The organism is Stenotrophomonas sp. 82F1 (genome assembly GCF_056861525.1).
In genome coordinates this window covers 1-16,551 of sequence record NZ_JBSPUD010000031.1, presented here as the reverse complement: position 1 = coordinate 16,551, position 16,551 = coordinate 1, and the positions used below count along the sequence as shown (strand labels likewise).

At 67.1% G+C, this 16,551-nt stretch carries 17 protein-coding genes and 1 pseudogene; 3 read left to right on the top strand and 15 right to left on the bottom strand.

Annotated features, from left to right (window positions below; genetic code table 11):
- Window positions 1-34 precede the first annotated feature (34 nt).
- Entirely contained in the window at window positions 35-694 is a 660-nt protein-coding gene (smeT, locus tag AC13GI_RS20365; protein ID WP_482997191.1) for an efflux transporter SmeDEF transcriptional repressor SmeT, read from the top strand.
- A gap of 98 nt (window positions 695-792) precedes the next feature.
- On the opposite strand, the gene hslU is transcribed toward smeT, so the two are convergent.
- From hslU to AC13GI_RS20320, 9 genes are all read right to left on the bottom strand, one after another.
- Window positions 793-2,172, bottom strand: a complete 1,380-nt coding sequence (gene hslU, locus AC13GI_RS20360) for an ATP-dependent protease ATPase subunit HslU (protein WP_089236974.1) — start codon at window positions 2,170-2,172, stop codon at window positions 793-795.
- 76 nt (window positions 2,173-2,248) lie between these two features.
- Window positions 2,249-2,800 (bottom strand): ATP-dependent protease subunit HslV, encoded by a 552-nt coding sequence (gene hslV / locus AC13GI_RS20355; RefSeq protein WP_025877284.1) that lies wholly within the window; start codon window positions 2,798-2,800, stop codon window positions 2,249-2,251.
- 74 nt (window positions 2,801-2,874) lie between these two features.
- The gene (locus AC13GI_RS20350; RefSeq protein WP_099820638.1) at window positions 2,875-3,075 is read right to left on the bottom strand and encodes a DUF3079 domain-containing protein; all 201 of its coding nucleotides are present in this window, start codon (window positions 3,073-3,075) and stop codon (window positions 2,875-2,877) included.
- Window positions 3,076-3,251: 176 nt separating this feature from the next.
- The gene (xerC, locus tag AC13GI_RS20345; RefSeq protein WP_482997190.1) at window positions 3,252-4,145 is read right to left on the bottom strand and encodes a tyrosine recombinase XerC; all 894 of its coding nucleotides are present in this window, start codon (window positions 4,143-4,145) and stop codon (window positions 3,252-3,254) included.
- A gap of 16 nt (window positions 4,146-4,161) precedes the next feature.
- Window positions 4,162-4,836 (bottom strand): DUF484 family protein, encoded by a 675-nt coding sequence (locus AC13GI_RS20340; protein WP_025877290.1) that lies wholly within the window; start codon window positions 4,834-4,836, stop codon window positions 4,162-4,164.
- Window positions 4,833-5,684 (bottom strand): diaminopimelate epimerase, encoded by an 852-nt coding sequence (dapF, locus tag AC13GI_RS20335; RefSeq protein WP_482997189.1) that lies wholly within the window; start codon window positions 5,682-5,684, stop codon window positions 4,833-4,835. Before dapF ends, AC13GI_RS20340 begins: the two co-directional genes overlap by 4 nt.
- Window positions 5,677-5,916, bottom strand: a complete 240-nt coding sequence (gene lptM / locus AC13GI_RS20330) for an LPS translocon maturation chaperone LptM (RefSeq protein ID WP_089238116.1) — start codon at window positions 5,914-5,916, stop codon at window positions 5,677-5,679. Before lptM ends, dapF begins: the two co-directional genes overlap by 8 nt.
- Window positions 5,917-6,045: 129 nt before the next feature.
- Window positions 6,046-6,468 (bottom strand): YbaN family protein, encoded by a 423-nt coding sequence (locus tag AC13GI_RS20325; RefSeq protein WP_482997188.1) that lies wholly within the window; start codon window positions 6,466-6,468, stop codon window positions 6,046-6,048.
- 56 nt (window positions 6,469-6,524) lie between these two features.
- Window positions 6,525-8,657, bottom strand: coding sequence for a S9 family peptidase (locus AC13GI_RS20320; RefSeq protein ID WP_482997187.1), 2,133 nt, complete (start codon window positions 8,655-8,657; stop codon window positions 6,525-6,527).
- Between the two features lie 206 nt (window positions 8,658-8,863).
- Between AC13GI_RS20320 and AC13GI_RS20315 the strand changes: the two genes are divergently transcribed.
- The gene (locus AC13GI_RS20315) at window positions 8,864-10,048 is read left to right on the top strand and encodes a pyridoxal phosphate-dependent aminotransferase (RefSeq protein ID WP_482997186.1); all 1,185 of its coding nucleotides are present in this window, start codon (window positions 8,864-8,866) and stop codon (window positions 10,046-10,048) included.
- Window positions 10,049-10,168: 120 nt separating this feature from the next.
- Here the strand turns inward: AC13GI_RS20315 and AC13GI_RS20310 are convergent, their stop codons facing one another.
- Window positions 10,169-12,265: a prolyl oligopeptidase family serine peptidase gene (locus AC13GI_RS20310; protein WP_099820605.1), complete on the bottom strand. Its 2,097-nt coding sequence runs from the start codon at window positions 12,263-12,265 to the stop codon at window positions 10,169-10,171.
- Between the two features lie 69 nt (window positions 12,266-12,334).
- Complete coding sequence (locus AC13GI_RS20305; RefSeq protein WP_099820604.1) at window positions 12,335-12,652, bottom strand: hypothetical protein; 318 nt, start codon at window positions 12,650-12,652, stop codon at window positions 12,335-12,337.
- A gap of 126 nt (window positions 12,653-12,778) precedes the next feature.
- Between AC13GI_RS20305 and AC13GI_RS20300 the strand changes: the two genes are divergently transcribed.
- The gene (locus AC13GI_RS20300; protein WP_099820603.1) at window positions 12,779-13,378 is read left to right on the top strand and encodes a lipocalin family protein; all 600 of its coding nucleotides are present in this window, start codon (window positions 12,779-12,781) and stop codon (window positions 13,376-13,378) included.
- A 79-nt stretch (window positions 13,379-13,457) separates the two neighbouring features.
- Here the strand turns inward: AC13GI_RS20300 and AC13GI_RS20295 are convergent, their stop codons facing one another.
- The 4 genes and pseudogenes from AC13GI_RS20295 to AC13GI_RS20280 all read right to left on the bottom strand — a co-directional run.
- Window positions 13,458-14,147: a methionine ABC transporter permease gene (locus AC13GI_RS20295; protein WP_099820602.1), complete on the bottom strand. Its 690-nt coding sequence runs from the start codon at window positions 14,145-14,147 to the stop codon at window positions 13,458-13,460.
- Window positions 14,144-15,151, bottom strand: coding sequence for a methionine ABC transporter ATP-binding protein (locus AC13GI_RS20290; RefSeq protein WP_099820601.1), 1,008 nt, complete (start codon window positions 15,149-15,151; stop codon window positions 14,144-14,146). Before AC13GI_RS20290 ends, AC13GI_RS20295 begins: the two co-directional genes overlap by 4 nt.
- A gap of 208 nt (window positions 15,152-15,359) precedes the next feature.
- A complete protein-coding gene (locus AC13GI_RS20285) occupies window positions 15,360-16,256 on the bottom strand; it encodes a DMT family transporter (RefSeq protein WP_089236991.1) in 897 nt (298 codons plus the stop codon).
- A gap of 54 nt (window positions 16,257-16,310) precedes the next feature.
- Window positions 16,311-16,551 (bottom strand): annotated as a pseudogene (locus AC13GI_RS20280) (IS110 family transposase); the annotation flags it as partial.

Here is a 16,551-nt window from a genome sequence, read left to right as displayed (position 1 = left end):
TTCAGCCACGTTTCACGCTAACTCGTACCCACTCATGGCCCGCAAGACCAAAGAGGACACCCAGGCGACCCGGGAAGGCATCCTGGACGCCGCCGAAACCTGCTTCCACGAGCATGGCGTCGCCCGCACCACGCTGGAGATGATCGGCGCCCGCGCCGGCTACACGCGCGGCGCGGTGTACTGGCACTTCAAGAACAAGGGCGAAGTGCTGGCGGCAATGATCGAACGGGTACACCTGCCTTTCATGCAGGAACTGGAGCGCACCTCCAGCGACCAGCGCGATACCCCGGTGCACGATCTGCGCGCGGTGATGATCCACTCATTCATCGAGCTGTCCGAGGACGAGCGCCTGCGCAAGACCATGGAGATCATGCTGCGCAGCGATGCCTCGGCTGATACCAGGGTACTGACCGAATTGCAGCAGGCCGGCTTCCGCGACGCCCTCGACCGGATGGAACGCGCCCTGCGCCGTGCCCAGGACCTCGGCCAGCTGCGCGACGGCGCCGACCCGAAGATCGCAGCGCGCATGCTGCACGCCACCGTGCTCGGCGTGCTGCACGGGGCGATGGTCGAACCGGACCTGATGGACCTCAAGCGCGATGGCATGCTGGCGCTGGACATGACCCTGGCCGCCTACGTGAAGGAAGGCGTGTTCGTACCGGGTTCGGTGCCGGAGCCGCTGCCGGAGGGGTGAGGGTCGCCGGGCATGGCCCGGCGCTACCGTGGTAGATCCACGCCATGCGTGGATGCGAACGGACAAACAAAAAGGCCGCCTTTCGGCGGCCTTTTCATTTACAGGATGTAGCGGCTCAGGTCCGGATCCTGCACCAGCTCACCCAGGTGCGCATCGACATAGGCACTGTCGATGGCCAGGGTTTCACCATCGCGGTCCGGCGCTTCGTAGCTGAGCGAATCCAGCAGTCGCTCCAGCACGGTGTGCAGACGGCGCGCACCGATGTTCTCCTGGCGCTCGTTCACCTGGAACGCGATCTCGGCCAGGCGGTCGATGGCATCGGTGGTGAAGCTGACCTTGACGCCCTCGGTGGCCAGCAGCGCTTCGTACTGTTTGGTCAGCGCCGCCTTCGGTTCGGTCAGGATGCGCACGAAATCGGCCTTGCTCAGCGCCCCCAACTCCACGCGGATCGGGAAGCGGCCCTGCAGCTCGGGGATCAGGTCGCTGGGCTTGGCCAGGTGGAAGGCGCCCGATGCGATGAACAGGATGTGGTCGGTCTTGATCGTGCCGTACTTGGTGGACACGTTGGACCCTTCCACCAGCGGCAGCAGATCGCGCTGCACGCCTTCGCGCGAGACATCACCGCCAGACGAGCCTGCATCACCGCGCTTGGCGACCTTGTCGATCTCGTCGATGAACACGATGCCGTGCTGTTCGCAGGCTTCGATCGCGGCGGTGCGGATATCGTCCTCGTTGACCAGCTTGCCGGCTTCTTCTTCCTGCAGCAGCGGGCGCGCGGCCTTGATGGTCAGCGTGCGCTTGTGCGCCTTGGCGCCACCGCCGAGGTTGGCGAACATCGACTTCAGCTGCTGGCCCATTTCCTCCATGCCCGGCGGGGTCATGATGTCCATGCTGACGTTGGCGGTCAGGTCCAGCTCGATCTCGCGATCGTCCAGCTCGCCGTTGCGCAGCATCTTGCGGAACTTGATGCGGGTCTCGTTGTCCTGCGCCGACGGTTCGTTGCGCGCCGCCTCCGGGTCGAAGCCGATGCCACCACTGCGGCGCGGCAACAGCGCATCGAGGATGCGGTCTTCGGCGCGCTCTTCGGCCTGCGTGCGCACGCGCACCTTGGCCTGCTCGCGGTACAGCTTGACGGCGGTATCGGCAAGGTCGCGGATGATCTGCTCGACATCCTTGCCGACATAGCCGACTTCGGTGAAGCGGGTCGCTTCGACCTTCACGAACGGCGCGTTGGCCAGCGTGGCCAGGCGGCGCGCGATCTCGGTCTTGCCGACGCCGGTCGGGCCGATCATCAGGATGTTCTTGGGCATGACCTCGTTGCGCAGCTCGGGCTGCAGCTGCATGCGGCGCCAGCGGTTGCGCAGGGCGATGGCGACCGCGCGCTTGGCGTCATGCTGGCCGACGATGTGCCGGTCCAGTTCCTGCACGATCTCGCGCGGGGTCATGGTGGCGGAGGAAACTTCGATCTTGTGCGGCATGGGTGTGCTCACGAATTCGTTGTCGGTAGCGCCGGGCCATGCCCGGCGGATCGGGAATGCCTGTAACGGTTCCCCGTCACAGCTCCTCGACCACCACGTTGCGGTTGGTGTAGATGCAGATGTCGCCGGCGATGTTGATCGCTTCGCTGGCGATGGTGCGTGCGTCCAGTTCGGTGTGCGCCATCAGCGCGCGTGCAGCGGACAGTGCATAGGAACCACCGGAGCCGATGGCGATGATGCCGTCCTCCGGCTCGATCACGTCGCCGGTGCCGCTGATGATCAGCGAGGTTTCCTTGTCGGCCACCGCCAGCAGGGCTTCAAGCTTGCCGAGGCGACGCTCGGTGCGCCAATCCTTGGCCAGTTCCACCGCAGCACGCTGCAGCTGGCCGTGCTTTTCCAGCTTGGCCTCGAACAGCTCGAACAGGGTGAAGGCATCGGCGGCGGCACCGGCGAAGCCGGCCAGCACCTGGCCATCGCGGCCGAGGCGGCGGACCTTGCGTGCGTTGCCCTTCATCACCGTGTGGCCGAGGGTGACCTGGCCGTCGCCGGCAATGGCCACGTGCTCGCCGCGACGAACGCAGACGATGGTGGTGGCGTGGAAAACGGTGGGATTCTGACTGGGGTCCATGCGGCCTCCGATAGCTGTTCACGGGACATGGGGACAGCCGCCGAAGCGATCAAGCCCGTGCCGATAGCTGCCGTTCAGCGCTTGGCATGCGATGGCCTGTCCGGATTCGGCTCAATGCCCCATGCCATGTACCAGTCTTCGCCCTGGGTTTCGATGGGGTGCTGGGTGCGGCCGGCGCCGTTGCCACAGGCCAGTGCGTCGGCGGCGCAGTAACGGTCGCAGCCCCAGCAGATGCGCTCGGGATGCTTGGGACGCAGCGGAATGGGCTTTGCCATGGTCGGTATCGCTTCGTGGCCTGCGGCCACGATGCGCCGGTCGCCCCTGCGCTGCCCTGATTAAGATCAAGCGGCGGCCGTTCCGGTAGCGCCGGGCCATGCCCGGCGAGCGCGCAGCGCGAGCTGCGTCGCATGCTCGCGAATTGGATCGCGCAGCCGCCGGGCATGGCCCGGCGCTACTCCCCCTTGTCGGCCGGGTCTTTGCGGCGTTTCGCGCGCGGGTGCGCCGCATCGTAGACCTTGGCCAGGTGCTGGAAGTCCAGGTGCGTGTAGATCTGCGTGGTGGCGATGTCGGCATGGCCGAGCAGTTCCTGCACACCGCGCAGGTCGCCGGAGGATTCCAGGATGTGGCTGGCGAAACTGTGCCGCAGCATGTGCGGGTGCACGTGCTTGAACAGGCCTTGGCGCTGCGCCAGCTGGCGGATGCGGATCTGCACCGCGCGCTGGCTGATCGGCCCGTTGCGGCCGGGAAAAACCGGTGTGGCGGCACCACCGCCGCTTTCGCTGCGCCAGGTCAGCAGCGCCTCGCGTGCCGGCTTTCCGAAGGGAACGCGACGTTGCCGGTTGCCCTTGCCCATCACGTTGACCAGGCCACTGGCGAAATCCAGGTCGCGCCAGGTCAGCGCACAGACTTCGCTCAAGCGCAGGCCGGAGGAATAGAACAGCTCCAGCAGCGCGCGGTCACGACGACCCAGCTCGCCTTCCGGTTCCAGTTCAACCAGCTGCACGGCTTCGTCGGCGTCGAGTACCTGCGGCAATCGTCTCGGTGCGCGCGGTGCTTTCAGTGTCGCTGCCGGGCTGGCCTCGATACGGCCATGCTTGAGCAGCCAGGCATAGAAGCTGCGGCAGGCCGACAACCGGCGCTGCAGGCTCTTGGCCGACAGGCCACGGCGGTGTTCGTCGGCAACGAACTGGCGCACCGCGTCGGTATCCAGTGCCTCCACGGCCACGCCGCGGGGTTCGGCCCACGCCGACAATGCGTCCAGGTCGCGGCGGTAGGCATCGAGTGTATGCGCCGACATCCGCCGCTCCACCTGCAGGTGCTGCAGGAACGCCTGCACCGCGCTCATCGTCGTCGTTTCCCGCTCAATCCGCGAAGCGCTTGAGCCCGGTCACCAGGGCCTCGCCCATCATCCGCAGGAACAGCGTGCCCATGCCGGGATAGAAACGGTTCGGATCGTGGCTGCCCACCGCGATCAGGCCAACGCCCGGCAGCGGCAGCAAGGCGGTGGTCTGCACTTCCTCACTGCGCGCGCCGTACAGCACCGCGTTCTTGTCGCTGTGCAGGCGGCCACAGATCGGCTCGCCATCCTTCAGGCAGTCGCGGAACGGGCCCAGCTGCGCATCATCGGCAGCCAGCACCTGCAGCCACTCGGCCTGCTCCAGCCCGGCCACCGGCGCATGCACCACCAGCCGCACCAGATCGCCGGCGAAGTCTTCCTGCAGCGACGCCGCCATCGCGCGCAGCGTGTCGGCGGCGTTGTCCTGCTTCATCAGGGCCAGGGTGAGCTGATGCGTGCGCACCGCCAGCCGCTCGTTGACCTGCGCGGTCGCGCCCAGGTCGGCCAACCGTCGCGCCAGCTCGCGGTTCTTCTCGCGCAGCACTTCCAGCTGGTAGCTGGCCAGCGATGCGGTCGGGCCGTCATCGCGTGGCACCACCAGGGTCAGCGCCAGGTCCGGGAACTGCTTGAGGAAGCCCGGATGACGCCGCAACCAGGCGGCGACTTCATGGGCGCCGAGCTTGTCGACGGTCTCAGTCATGCGATCCACTCCCCTTCGAAGACGAATGCGGTCGGGCCCGCCATCACCACCGGCTGGCCATCGCCCGGCCACTGGATGCGCAGGTCGCCACCGGGCAGGCTGATGCGCGCATCGCGCTGCAGGCGGCCGCGATGCATCAGGGTCACCGCAGCCGCGCAGGCGCCACTGCCGCAGGCCAGGGTTTCACCCACGCCGCGCTCGAACACGCGCAGGCGCGCATGTTCCGGGCCCATCACCTGGGCGAAGCCCACGTTCACCGACTTCGGGAACGACGCATGCTGCTGCAGCAGCCCGCCTACGCGCTCAACCGGTGCAGCGTCGACCAGGCCCACTTCAATCACCGCGTGCGGATTGCCCAGCGACACCGCCGCGAAGCGCACGGTCTCGCCCTGCAGTGGCAGCAGGTATTCCTCGCGCGGGTGGGCGAAGCCGATCAGCGGCACCTGCGCCGGCTCGAACAGCGGCACGCCCATCGCCACCGCGTACTGGCCATCGCCGAGCACATCCACGGCGTGGCTGGCCAGCGGGCTGTCGATCACGAAGTGATCGCCCTGCGCACTGCCCTCGCGCACCAGCCAGGCCGCGATGCAGCGCGCGCCGTTGCCGCACTGCTCGGAATTGGAACCATCGGCGTTCCAGATGCGGTACGAGGCGACCGAGCCTTCGGCGCGCGGCGGCTCGATGGTCAGGATCTGGTCGCAGCCGACGCCGGTATGGCGGTCGGCCAGGCGCGCGGCCAGTTCCGGGGTGGGCGGCGGGGTGCCGTCGCGCAGGTCGATCACTACGAAATCGTTGCCCGCGCCGTGCATCTTGCTGAAGCGCAGGCCGTTGCTACCGGCCTTACTCATTCCCGTCGTCCACCTTCTTGACCGGGTCCGGGGTGACCGACGGACTGCCGTCACCGGTGCTCTGGGTGGCCGCGGGCGTGGTGTCGGCATCAGCGGCCGGTTCGACGGTTTCTTCCACCGGTACCGGCTTCTGCGGCAGCACCAGCGGGCCCTTGTTGCCGCATGCGGCGAGGAACAGCAGCGAGGCCGCTGCCAGCGGAATCAGGATGACATTGCGATGGGGGATGTTCATGCCCCGAGTATAGCCATTGGCGGCTGAGCGGTTGGTGCAGGATGCCGCGCCACGCATCCGCCGGGCATGGCCCGGCGCCACCGCAACCCGACACCCCTGGCAGCGCCGGGCCATGCCCGGCGGGAGAGATCAATCGACCGGCGGCAGCGGCCGGGTCCACAGCCAGATCGCCACCACGGTCATGCTGCCGATGGAGAACCACTTCACCCAGGCCACCGGCACGCACCACAGCATGATGCCGGCACACACCGCCATGGTGATCGTGGCCATCCATTTGCCGTAGCGGCTGACCGCACCATGTGCCTGCCAGTTGGCGATGGCCGGGCCGAAGCGCGGGTGCTGCAGCAGCCAGCCGTGCAGGCGCTCGGAGCCGCGCGAGGCGGCCCAGGCCGAGATCAGGATGAATACGGTGGTGGGCAGCCCCGGCACGAAGATGCCGACGATGCCGGTGCCCAGGCTGGCATAGGCCAGCAGCCACCACGCCCAACGGAACCGCACCGGCCGGGTGGGCGCTGGCAGGTCCTTGCTGGCGGGTGGTTTGGGCAGATTCATCGCGCAAGGATACCCAGCGCAGGTGGCGGCGGCGATATCACCGCCGCCACGATGCGTCATTCCGTCGCAGCGCCGGCAGCGGGCGTTTCGATGCCCAGCTGCTGCAGCACGAACGCATACGACTCGGACAGTTCGCGGTAACGCTGGAAGCGCCCGGACTTGCCGCCGTGGCCGGCTTCCATGTTGGTGCGGAACAGGATCGGGAAGTGGCCGGTGTTGTCGTCACGCAGCTTGGCCACCCACTTGGCCGGCTCCCAGTACTGCACCTGCGAATCCCACAGGCCGGTACCCACGAACAGCGACGGATAGGCCTGTTTTTTCACATTGTCGTAGGGCGAGTAGGACAGCATGTACTCGTAGTACGGCTTCTGCTCGGGGTTGCCCCACTCGTCGTATTCGTTGGTGGTCAGCGGGATGGTCGGGTCGAGCATGGTGGTGACCACGTCCACGAACGGCACCTGCGCCACCAGCACGCGGTAGTCCTGCGGCGCCTGGTTGGCGATGGCACCCATCAGCAGGCCACCGGCGCTGCCACCGGACGCGGCGACACGATCCTTCGCCGCCCAGCCCTGTGCCACCAGGCCACGGGTGACGTCGATGAAGTCGTTGAAGGTGTTCTGCTTGTGCAGCAGCTTGCCGTTCTCGTACCAGTCGCGGCCCATTTCCTGGCCGCCGCGGATGTGGGCGATGGCATACACCACGCCACGGTCGAGCAGGCTCACCGCCGTCTGGTTGAAGTACGGGTCCATCGACATGCCGTAGCTGCCGTAGGCGTACTGGAACAGCGCGCCGGTGCCATCTTTCTGGTAGCCCTTGCGATAGACCAGCGACACCGGCACCTTCACCCCATCGCGCGCGGTGATCCAGACGCGATCGGTTTCGTACTTCGAGGCGTCATAGCCGATCACCGGCTGCTGCTTCAGCTGGCGACGCTCGCCGTTGGCGGTGTTCAGTTCGTACACCGTGGTCGGCGTGGTCATCGAGGTGTAGACGTAGCGCAGCCAGGTGGTGTCAGCCTCGGTGTTGTCGCCCAGGCCCATCGAATAGGCCGGTTCGTCAGCCTTCACGTAGTCGTTGCGACCATCCTTGAACAGCAGGCGGATGCGCTCCAGGCCTTCGGAACGTTCGGCGATGGCGGTGTAGGTATCGAACAGTTCGAAGCCTTCGATGAACACTGCATCGTCGTGCGCGATCCAGTCCTTCCACTGCGCACGCGAGGTGGCGTCGGTCGGTGCGGTCACCAGCTTGAAGTTCTTCGCACCATCGTTGGTGCGGATCACCCAGCGGCCATCGTAGTGGTCGGCGTCGTACTCCACGTCGCGCTGGCGCGGGGCGAGCACGGTGAACGTGGTCGGGTCGCTGGCCGGCGCGTAGCGCTCTTCGGAGGACACGGTGCTGTGCACGCCGATGGTGATGAAGCGATCGTCGCGGGTGCGGCCGATGCCCATGTAGAAGCTGTCGTCCTTTTCTTCGTAGACGACGGTGTCGGCGCTGGCCGGGGTGCCCAGCACGTGCTTCTTCACCCGCACGGTCAGCAGGGTTTCCGGATCGTTCTCGACATACAGCACGGTGCGGTTGTCGTCGGCCCAGACCAGGTCGCCGGAGGTGCCGGTGATCGTGTCCGGCAGCACCGCGCCGGTGCGCAGGTCCTTGAAGCGGATGACGTACTGGCGGCGGCCCACGTCATCGTCGGCCCAGGCCAGCAGCTGGTTGTCCTGGCTGACCTCCATCGAGCCGACGCTGAAATAGCCCTTGCCGGCGGCCATCGTGTTGACGTTGAGCAGGACTTCCTCCGGCGCGTCCATGCTGGCCTTGCGGCGCGCATGGATGGGATAGTCCTGGCCGGTTTCGTAGCGGCTGTAATACCAGTAGCCGCGCTCGCGCGCCGGCACACTGGCATCGTCCTGCTTGATGCGGCCGACGATCTCGCCGTACAGCGCATCCTCCAGCGGCTTCAGCGGTGCCAGCAGCTGGTCGGCGTAGGCGTTCTCGGCCTGCAGGTAGGCCAGCATGGCCTTGTCCTCGCGCTTGTCGTCGCGCAGCCAGTAATAGTCATCGTTGCGGGTCGCGCCGAACGGCGCCTTGACCACGTGCGGACGCTTCTCAACATCCGGCGGAACGGGCGGGGTGGCGGCGGTAGCGGTGCTGGTCATCAGGCTCGCAAGCAACAGGCAGAGAGTGGATTTCATGAAATAAGGCTCCAGGCGCTTCAATGCAATGGTCTCGACGGGGTCAGATCCCTTTTCCCGAAAAGGGATCTGACCCCAATCGCGGCGACGCGGCAACCCTGCGGATCGTCATGGGCGCGGTTCCTGTTGGGGTCAGAGCCCTTTTCCATGCAAAAGGGATCCGACCCCGGCACCCGGCACCCGGCACCCGGCGTACCATGTGTGGCATGAGTACCCTGCCCCACACGCCGGGCTACAGCCGGCGCAGCCACGAAATCGCTCCCTTCCATGTGATGTCCCTGCTGGCCCGCGCGCAGGCGCTGGAACAGGCCGGTCACGATGTGATCCATCTGGAGATCGGCGAACCGGACTTCACCACCGCCGAGCCGGTCGTGCGGGCCGGCCAGGCGGCGCTGGCCGCCGGCCACACCCGCTACACCGCCGCACGCGGCCTGCCGGCCCTGCGCCAGGCGATCAGCGGCTTCTATCGCAGCCACTACGGCCTGGATATCGACCCCGAACGCATCCTGGTCACGCCGGGCGGCTCCGGCGCGCTGCTGCTGGCCAGCAGCCTGCTGGTCGATCCGGGCCGCCACTGGTTGCTGGCCGATCCCGGCTATCCGTGCAACCGCCACTTCCTGCGACTGGTGGAAGGCGGTGCGCAACTGGTACCGGTGGGCCCCCAAACGGCCTACCAGCTGACCCCTTCGCTGGTGCAGCAGCACTGGAACGGCGACAGCGTCGGTGCGCTGGTGGCATCACCGGCCAATCCCACCGGCACTGTGCTGTCCGCCGATGAACTGGCGGCACTGTCGGCGTCGCTGCATGCGCGCGGCGGCCACCTTGTGGTCGACGAGATCTATCACGGCCTGACCTACGGCCTGGATGCCGCGAGCGTGCTGCAGGTGGATGACAGCGCGTTCGTGCTGAACAGCTTCTCCAAGTACTTCGGCATGACCGGCTGGCGACTGGGTTGGCTGGTGGCGCCGCCGGCGGCGGTACCGGATCTGGAGAAGCTGGCGCAGAACCTGTACATCAGCGCCTCGAGCATCGCCCAGCATGCGGCCCTTGCCTGTTTCAGCGAAGAGGCGATGGCGATCTTCGAACAGCGCCGCCAGGCCTTCCAGCAGCGCCGCGACTTCCTGCTGCCTGCCCTGCGCGAACTGGGCTTCCGCATCGAAGTGGAGCCGCAGGGTGCGTTCTACCTGTACGCCGACGTCAGCGCGTTCACCGATGACGCGCAGGCGTTCTGTGCGCACTTCCTGGAGACCGAGCACGTGGCATTCACCCCGGGCCTGGATTTCGGTTTCCATCGATCGAACCAGCACGTGCGCCTGGCCTATACGCAGGAAGTGCCGCGGTTGCAGGAGGCGGTGGAGCGGATCGCGCGCGGGTTGAAACATTTCCGGTAGCGCCGGGCCGTGCCCGGCGAGCGCGCAGCGCGGCAAGGGAGCCGCCGGGCATGGCTCGGCGCTACCGTTCAACGAATGCCCAACGAAGAACGCCGCCCGGGGGCGGCGTTCTTCATTTCCTTACTTGCCGCCCAACCGCTCCCACAGGAAGCTGTAGGCCAGTGCGGACATGTGCGCGGCCTGCGCGTTGTTGGCCGCACCGCCATGACCGCCTTCGATGTTCTCGTAGTAGGTCACGTCCTTGCCGGCATCGATCATCTTCGCGGCCATCTTGCGGGCGTGGCCCGGATGCACGCGGTCATCGCGGGTGGAGGTGGTGAACAGCACCGGCGGGTAGCTCTTCTTCGCGTCGAACAGGTGGTACGGCGAGAAGGTCTTGATGAACTCCCAGTCGCTGGTGTCCGGGTTGCCGTACTCGGCCATCCACGAAGCACCGGCCAGCAGGTGGCTGTAGCGCTTCATGTCCAGCAGCGGAACCTGCACCACCACCGCACCGAACAGCTCCGGGTACTGGGTCAGCATGTTGCCGGTGAGCAGGCCACCGTTGCTGCCGCCCTGCACGCCCAGGTGCTTGGCCGAGGTGATCTTGCGGGTGACCAGGTCCTGGGCAACCGCGGCCATGTCTTCATAGGCCTTGTGACGGTTCTGCTTCAGCGCCGCCTGGTGCCAGCGCGGGCCGTACTCGCCACCACCGCGGATGTTGGCGACCACGTACACGCCGCCCTTCTCCAGCCAGGCGCGGCCCATGCCACCGGAATACGACGGGGTCAGCGAGATCTCGAAGCCACCGTAGCCGTACAGCAGGGTCGGGTTGGAGCCATCGAGCTTCATCGCCTTGTCGTGCACCACGAAGTACGGCACGCGGGTGCCGTCCTTGCTGGTGGCGAAGTGCTGTTCGATGACCTTGCCGTCGGCATCAAAGAACGCCGGCATGGTCTTCAGCACTTCCGGCGCCTTGCCGATGTCGGCGATGGCCAGGGTGGTCGGGGTCAGGTAGTCGGTGGCGGTCAGCCACACTGCATCGCTGTCATTGCTGTCGACCGCACTCACGCCCAAGGTGCCGAAGGCCGGCGCGCCGACGAAGTCGCTTTTCTGCCAGCCCTTGGCGGTCGGGGTCAGCACCGACAGGCGGTTCTTGACGTCGTCCAGCACGTTCAGCACCAGGTGGTTCCTGGTCCACGAGGCACTGGCCAGCGAGGTGGTCGCGGTCGGGGTGAACAGCACCTCGAAGTCGCGCTTGCCAGCCAGGAAATCATCCAGCTTGGTCACCAGCAGTGCGCCGGAGGCGTAGGTCTTGCCACCCACGGTCCACGGATCGCGCAGTTCCAGGGTCAGCCACTGCTTGTGCAGGCCCTTCTCGGCCGAGTTCGGCGCATCGATCCGGGTCAGCTTGCCATCGTCGCCGCGCAGGTAGATCTCGTTGTTGTAGAAGGCCAGCGTGCGGCTGACCAGGTTGCGCTCGAAGCCCGGGGTGTCATCGTGCATCGCCGCGATGTACATGTCTTCCGGCTTGCCTTCATAGACCACGCTGGCCGCGGACATCGGCGTGCCACGCTTCCACAGCTTGGCCACGCGCGGGTAACCGGAGGTGGTCATCGAACCGCTGCCGAAGTCGGTGTAGACGAACACGGTGTCGCGGTCGATCCAGCTCAGGCCGCCCTTCGATTCGGGACGGAAGAAGCCGTCCTTGATCCAGCTCTTGCTGGCCAGGTCGAATTCGCGGGTGACATCGGCGTCGGCACCGCCGCGCGACAGCGCGATCAGGCAGCGGCTGTAGTCCGGACGCAGGCAGTCGGCGCCGTGCCAGACCCAGTTTTCGTTCTCGGCCTTGTTCAGCGCATCCAGGTCGAGCACGGTCTCCCAGGTCGGCGAGGCCTTGCGGTACTCGGCCAGGGTGGTGCGGCGCCACAGGCCGCGCTCGTGCTGCTTGTCCTTCCAGAAGTTGTAGTAGTAGTCGCCGATCTTCTGCACGCCGGGAATCTTGGCGTCCGAGTCGAGCACCTCGCGGATGCTGGTCTCCATCTGCTTGAAGGCCGGGGTCTGCGCCAGGCGCGCCTCGGACTTGGCGTTCTGTTCCTTGACCCAGGACAACGGCTTGTCGCCGGTGACGTCCTCCAGCCAGGCGTAACGGTCGGTGTCTTCAGCGGCCACGGCGGTACCCACCGAGGCAGCGGTCATCATGCCGGCCAGCAGGCAGGCGGAAGCGAATCGTGACATTGCAGCTCCAGGCAGTCATTAGCCGTGGAACGCTAGCATGGATCACCGGGACCGCCCCCGTGTCGAAGGTCAGGCCGGGGCGGTGTGCGTCTTACGCGTGCGTGGCTGCGAGCGGCGCCGGGCCTGCCCAGTGTCGCGTCGCAACCAGCGCAGTGCTGCCCGCGTGGGCAACGGGCAGCGCAGCAGGGCCCACCAGGCGGCCAACGGCATGCCGACCAGCCACAGCGGCAACCAACCCAGCCAGACACTGCTGCCGCGCGCGGCCGGCCACACCAGGACCACGGCCAGCCCGGCCAAGGCGAGCTGCGGCACCACCCGCAGCAGGCGTGGATCGCTGCGTTCGCTGACGCGTTCAGCTGGAAGGCGGTGGCGGGAACGTGTGCGCATGCGGATTCTCCGGTGGTGGATGCGGGCCAGCTTGGCTGCGGGGCTTCTCACCGGCTGCGACACCATTGACGGATGGCGTGCACACAGTGACCATGCGCGGGCAAGCCCACTGGAGCCCGCTCCCGCATGACCTCGATCCGCCCGCTCTGCGCTGTGTTGCTGGCCCTGTCCCTGGGCGGTCCGGCAGTGGCTGCCAATACCCCACCCTCGTCCCACAACAGCGCTGCGGAAGCCTCTGCAGACGGGGCGATCGACCTGCAGCGCTTCATGGGAACCTGGTACGTGATCGGCCGTGTGCCGAACTTCATCGAACGCGGCCACGTCACCAGCGTCAACCAGTACGAGCTGCGCGAGGACCACAAGGTTGCCATCACCTATCGCTACCGCGATGGCTTCGGCGAGCCCCTGCAGGAAATCCGCGCGCGTGCCAGTGTTGATCCGGACAGTGGCAACCACGGCTGGCGCACCTGGTTCTACCGGGTCGTACCGACCCATTCGCGGGTGCTGGAAGTAGCGCCGGACTATTCCTGGGCGCTGATCGGCTACCCGGGCCGCGAGATGGCCTGGATCTTCTCGCGTACGCCGGACATGGACAAAGGCCTCTACAAGGAGCTGGCCGAGCGCCTGCGTGACGAGTACGGGGTGAACACCGACAAGCTCAAGCGCGTGCCGCAGCACGCCGAACAGGTCGGCAAGCTGGGCTACGAAGTGCCGAACGTGCGTTGAGACGCCGCCGCCGGGCATGGCCCGGCGCTGCCGCGCGAACGTTCCGGTAGCGCCGGGCCATGCCCGGCGGAAGCCCCGGTTACTTGCGGCTGTAATGCGCGACCAGGCGGTCGCCCAGCATCTGCAGCAGCTGCACCAGGATCAGCAGCACCACCACGGTGACCAGGGCCACGTCGGTGCGGTTGCGCTGGTAGCCTTCGCGCAGTGCCAGGTCGCCCAGGCCACCCGAACCGATCGCACCGCCCATGGCGGTGAAGCCGACCAGGGCGACGGTGGTGACCGTGGCTGCAGCGATCAGGCCCGGCCGGGCCTCAGGCAGCAGCACCCGGGTAACCAGCTGCCAGGTGGTGGCGCCCATCGACTGCGCGGCCTCGACCACGCCACGGTCCACTTCGCGCAGCGCAGTCTCGACCAGGCGCGCGTAGAACGGCGCCGCGCCGATCACCAGCGCCGGCAGCGTGCCGAGCACGCCGATCGACTGCCCCATCAACCACAGCGACACGGGAATAAGCACCACCATCAGGATGATGAAGGGCACCGAACGCAGCAGGTTCACCACCAGCGCGAGTACGCCATAGGCCAGCGGCCGCCGCTTCATCTGCGGCGCGCCGAACACATACAGCAGCACGCCCATCGGCAGGCCGATGGCCAGGGTCAGCGGCAGCGAGCCGGCCATCATCAGCAGCGTCTCGATGGTGGCCTTGCCGATATCCACCCATTTGTCGGCATCCAGGTGGCGGAAGAAGCCGCCAGCGGTGGCAATGATCATCGACGCAGTTCCTCAACGTGCACGCCGGCGGCCACGAACGCGGCCTGCGCGGCGGACTGGTCACCGCCCACCAGGGCGACGATCAGCTGGCCATACGGGGTGTCCTTGATCCGGTCGATACGGCCGGACAGGATGTTGTAGTCGACCCCGGTCTGCCGCGCGACGCTGCCGAGCAGGGGTTCGTAGGTGTCAGCGCCGAGGAAGGTCAGGCGCACGACACGGCCACCGACCGCGTCGAAATCGCGGTGCAGCGTGCCTTCGTCCACGTGCTCCGATTCGCTGACGAAACGGCGGGTGGTCGGGTGCTGCGGATGCAGGAACACCTTGGTCACCGGGCCGGTCTCGACCAGCTGGCCGGCATCGAGCACGGCCACGCGGTCGCAGACGCGACGGATCACGTCCATCTCGTGGGTGATCAGCACGATGGTCAGGCCCAGCTCGCGGTTGATCTTCGACAGCAGCGCCAGCACCGAGGCGGTGGTCTGCGGATCGAGCGCGCTGGTGGCCTCATCGCACAGCAGGATCTGCGGACGGGTGGCCAGCGCCCGGGCAATGCCCACGCGCTGCTTCTGCCCGCCCGACAGCTGCGCCGGGTACTTGTCCGCATGCGCCTGCAGGCCGACGGTCTGCAGCAGTTCGGCGACGCGCGCGTCGATCTCGGCCCTCGGCGTTCCGGCCAGTTCCAGCGGGAAGGCGACGTTGCCGGCCACCGTGCGCGAGGACAGCAGGTTGAAGTGCTGGAAGATCATGCCGATCCGGCGGCGCAGCGCGCGCAGGCCCTCCGGCTCCAGCGCGGTGACGTCTTCACCGGCGATCAGCAGACGGCCACCGCTGGGCTCTTCCAGGCGGTTGATCATGCGGATCAGCGTCGATTTGCCCGCACCGGAATGGCCGATGATGCCGAACACCTCACCGGCCTCGATGGTCAGGTCCAGCGGCTGCAGCGCGCTGACTGAGCGGCCGGCAACGGCATAGGATTTGTGCAGGCGCTGGAACTCGATCACGGGATCAGCTCACCGGGAGGGCGATGGAAGGGGGCGTGCAGCCTACCAGCGCCGGCGCTCGCGCGCCCGCGCCATGGGCCAGAATGTTATTCCTTTTGGTTCTAAGACGTTCGCAACCGCGTATTGGCCGGGGTCAGAGCCCCTGCGGGGATCTGACCCCGGGTCGGATCCCCGCAGGGGCTCTGACCCATTCCCCGGCCTCACCGGTTCAGGGATGGTCCAACGGTTTCGGCGGTTCCTGCCGGTTCACCCGCTCGCGGTGCAGCAGGTACAGGCCCGAAGCGACGATGATCGCCGCGCCCGCCCAGGTGTAGCCGTCCGGCAGCTGCCCCCAGAACGCCAGATCCCAGCCGATCACCCAGACCAGGCCGCTGTACTCCAGCGGCGCGATCATCGAGGCCTCACCCAGCTGGAAGGCCTTGGTCAGCGCGATCTGACCCAGCGCTCCGGCCAGGCCCATGCCGGCGATCAACGGCGCATGCGCCATCTGCAGCGGCACCCAGCCGGGGATCGCCAGCAGCCCGGCGCCGATGGCCATGATGACCAGGAACCAGACCACCATCGACTGCGAGGTATCGGTGCGGGTCAGCAGGCTGACGGTGATCGCGGCGATGGCATAGGCGGTGGCGGCGGCCAGCACCATCAGGCCCGGCACCGAGATGAAACCGCCCACGCCCGGCCGCAGCACCACCAGCACGCCGACCAGGCCGATGCCGATGGCGACCCAGCGCCGCGGCCCGACCCGCTCGCCCAGCAGCGGCACCGACAAGGCGGCAATCAGCAGCGGCGCGACGAAATAGATGGTGTAGGCGGTGGACAGCGGCAGGTCGCGCAGGGCGAACACGAAGCAGCCGATCATCGCCATGCCCAGCCCGCCGCGCAGCAGGTGCAGGCCCCAGCGGCGCGGGATCAACGAGCGTGGCCCGGCACTGGCCAGTACCCAGACCAGCACGAAGGGCAGCGACGCCACACCCCGCAGGAAGGTCACCTCCAGTGAGGGATAGCTGGCCGAAAGCTGCTTCATGCCGGCGTCCATCAGCGAGAAACAGGCGACGGCGGCGACCATCCAGGCCACGGCGCGCGAAGGGGAGCGTTGCAGGTTCATGGCCCATTATCGCCGAGCGCGCCGGATTGTAGAGCCGAGATCCTATGTTTGTGGTCAAGCCTGCTGGAAGCAGGCTTGACCCACTTTCAGCATGGCTGGATCAAAGTCCCGACCGCTCTTGAAGACGCCCCAGGCGATCTTGGCCAGCTTTCTGGCCAGGATGTTGAAGCTGGCGGTACTGCTGTGGCCGCGTTCGCGGATGGCCGTGTAAAGGGGTTTGCCGCCTTTCGATCGGGTCAGGCCCATGGCAGCCATGTAGAGGATCTGGCGCAGGCTGGCGTTGCCACGCTTGGAC